The sequence below is a fragment of the Bradyrhizobium sp. P5_C11_2 genome (genome assembly GCF_054049755.1).
Genome location: NZ_JBFULT010000723.1, coordinates 1 through 3,128, shown reverse-complemented (window position 1 = coordinate 3,128; position 3,128 = coordinate 1). Strand labels below are relative to the sequence as shown.

The window sequence follows — 3,128 nt, the reverse complement described above, 5'->3', positions numbered from 1 at the left end:
TGCTGCGACAGTCGGGCCTGCTGCCGTTTTGGTGTCTTATGCTGCTATCTTGATTGTGACAGGGTATTATCGAACACTTGCCGAGATGCGAAGAGAAGGAAATGCACTAGCTAATACGTCTCGTCCCGTTGGGGAGTCGGCCTCCGGGATCTGGAGTGACCATGCGCCAACAGAACCTCTTAGCATTGTTTCACATGGCCGGTAGCCACGTCCTGGATCAATCGCCCGCACTTCGGCCCACCGTGGCGCTTTTTTGCATTTATGATCTTGTCTAAAGGCAGGTCTGGGCTTTGCGCATTGCGAGATTTTGGAGGCCGGCGTGATTTTGAATGCAAGGAGTTTTTTGACAGCAGGTGATACGTTTACGCAAAAGGAGGAGGCGGCATTCTTTGCCTCAATCCGCCTGYGCAACGGCACCTTCAAGACCACCGACCATCATCGACTCGATGATCTCAATATGCTGGTTATCGGCGAGTGGCAGAAACTCGACCGTAAGCCGCGCGAGATCATGGACGTAGGCGCATCCTCGGGGATTTCCACGCTCGAATGGGCGGAAGCCCTAGCCCAGGCTGGTATCGATGCGGAAATCGTCGCGACGGACCTGTGCATGCACGGGAGCCTCGTGCCCCTGTTGCCGGGATATGAGGTTCTTCTCGACCGCGACGGCAAGGTGATTCAGCACATTCTCGGCAATCGCCCGGTCCGATGGTCCTTGGATGGGCCGCGGGATTTCTTCAGGGGTACCGGTTTCTTCGTCGCCGCGCTCAATGCGCTTGCAAGCACGCTGTTGCTGTTGACCTATGGGAGGCGAAGGGGAGAGGCTGTACTGCTTGTGAACCCGGATGCGCGCGACAACGCCCGGCTGAGTTTTGCCGATGACGACATAATGGCGCCGACCCCGGAGCATCTGCGCGGCCGGTTCAACGCAATCCGCGTGTCAAATCTGCTTAATCGCGGCTATTTCGACGAGGCGCAGTTGCGCCGCGCCGTGGACAATCTCAAGGATCGGCTGATGGATGCCGGTTCGTTCCTGATTGTGAACCGAACGCACGCGGACGGCAACAACAACGGCACGATCTTCCAGCTTAGCGAGGCGAACAAATTTGAGATCGTAGCCAGGATCCGCGACGGGAGCGAGATTGAGGATATCGTGTTGTCGGCTGGGGCAGGGGAACACAATTGCGAACGGCAAACCAAAATTGGCCGCCCTCAACGCCCAGCCGTCACAAGTGAGATACGGGGGGCAGCGGATTCGGAATTTATTGCGAAATGATCGCCCCCGACGCCGGCGACAGTTCAACCTATTCGATCGCGTGGATCGACTGCGTTCCCAAGGGCGCTCAGCTTGGCCCCTCGCTCGTGTTCCTTGGCGAACACGCGACTCGGCACGAGCTGCGGGGCCGTTCGGCGGAGAACCACTTCCCTCGCTCGGCGATCCAAAGCTCTCGATGCCGGTTTACTTCCCGGCTTGGCGCACCCCATTCCGCGATTTGCTGGTCTGGGCTTCTCCTGTGATCGAGAATGGGTAATCCGAAAGGGTCGAGCCGCGGACCGGTTCAAAATACTATGGTGCTTGGGGTGTGAGTTTGGGTGCCATGTTGATATTGCGGTCGCAGTAAGCTCGGGGTGTCAGGTGCGAATTCTCTCGATAGATTTTTCCATTCCCTATCTATTGAAGGATGATGACCACCCGATCGGCGGCTGGGCGGTCCAACTTTCAATATGGCTTCGCGCGCTTGAAAACGCCGGTCACGAAGCCGCTCTCCTTACCTGGAAGGGTGCTTTGGCCCATGTAGGTTCAGGCCAGAAAATCAAACTTATTGAAACCTATGACCCCGCGCATGGGGTGCGGGTTGCGAAGTATTTCTACTCATACATCCCAAAAGTATTGGCAGCCACCCGCGCCTATCGTCCAGATATTATCATCCAAGGCGTATGTGGGATCCATACCGCCATCATGGCTTTCGTCGCCGGCCAACTAAGGATTCCGTTCGTCCACCGCGTCGTCAACGACAAAGACGTCGATGAACGATGCAAAATCGGTCTTCGATCTTATGAATGGTTGGCTTATTCTTGGGCTCGGAATCGAACAGACGCATTTCTCTGTCAAAATGAGTATCAACGCGGGAAGTTGGCGGCGCTTTTTCCAGGCAAACCCATTCACGTCGTTCATAATGCCGTTGTCGTAGCAGAGGACGCGGCCGCTCCTTTACCGCGTGCAGAACGCAGATATGTCGCCTGGCTTGGTGTCTTCCGCTATGGAAAGAACTTGCCATTGCTTTTTCGGATCGCCCAGGAACTTCCGGCCGTCAAGTTCCGCGTGGCAGGGATGCCAGACCGAATTGTTGATCAATCGACGCTGGACGCCGTGAATGGCTTGCGCCATCTGCCAAACGTGGAACTTGTTGGCTATATCCGGCGGGCAGACGTTCAACAATTTCTATCAGAGGCTACGATGCTTCTCTGCACATCGGATTTCGAGGGCTTTTCGAACGTGTTCCTGGAAGCTTTCGCCGTGGGCACACCAGTCACGACGCGCCGGCAAGTCGATCCGGACTCGATCATCGTGCGTCATACACTCGGCGCCTCGGCTGAGGACGAGTTGGCACTTTGCAAATCCGTGAAGACATTCTGGGACATGGACGCGAATGAATACAACGCGCTCGCTCGACGATGTCAGAGCTATGTTAGGGCCAATCACTCGCCGACGGTAAAAGCCCGCGAGTTAATTGCGGCTTTGACGCCTCTTGTCGCCAAGTCAAAACGCCCGGTTTCCTCGCGGCGACCTGATCAACCAATTTCGATAGGTCGATGAGTGCATCTTTGAGCCATAGCGGCCGAGCGCCTTATCATCTCGCGTCGCCGCATTCAGTCGCGGAAGCTGGCACCTTTTTCTTTCTCTTGTTCGTTTTCATTTTGCCCTTCCAGCGCGTGACAGACAATTTGTTCGACATCCAAGGGCTTAAACCATTCAACTTATTATCAGCAGTAGTCTTGGCTTATCTGGTGCTCCACACTGCGCCTCTACACGCGACCGACAAACTCGAACGAACATCCATCAGACTTTTTCTCCTGTACTTCGCCACCTTCACCATCGCCCTTATCAGATCGATTCCAAACGCGCCTCT

At 55.5% G+C, this 3,128-nt stretch carries 3 protein-coding genes; all 3 read left to right on the top strand.

Going from position 1 to position 3,128, the window contains the following annotated elements; genetic code table 11:
- Nucleotides 1-319 precede the first annotated feature (319 nt).
- Entirely contained in the window at nt 320-1,273 is a 954-nt protein-coding gene (locus ACXJL8_RS37550; RefSeq protein ID WP_456686661.1) for a hypothetical protein, read from the top strand.
- Nucleotides 1,274-1,633: 360 nt separating this feature from the next.
- Entirely contained in the window at nt 1,634-2,815 is a 1,182-nt protein-coding gene (locus tag ACXJL8_RS37545; RefSeq protein ID WP_456686660.1) for a glycosyltransferase family 4 protein, read from the top strand.
- A partial coding sequence (locus ACXJL8_RS37540; protein WP_456686659.1) for a hypothetical protein occupies nt 2,812-3,128 on the top strand: 317 nt, incomplete at its 3' end. The genes ACXJL8_RS37545 and ACXJL8_RS37540, both read left to right, overlap by 4 nt.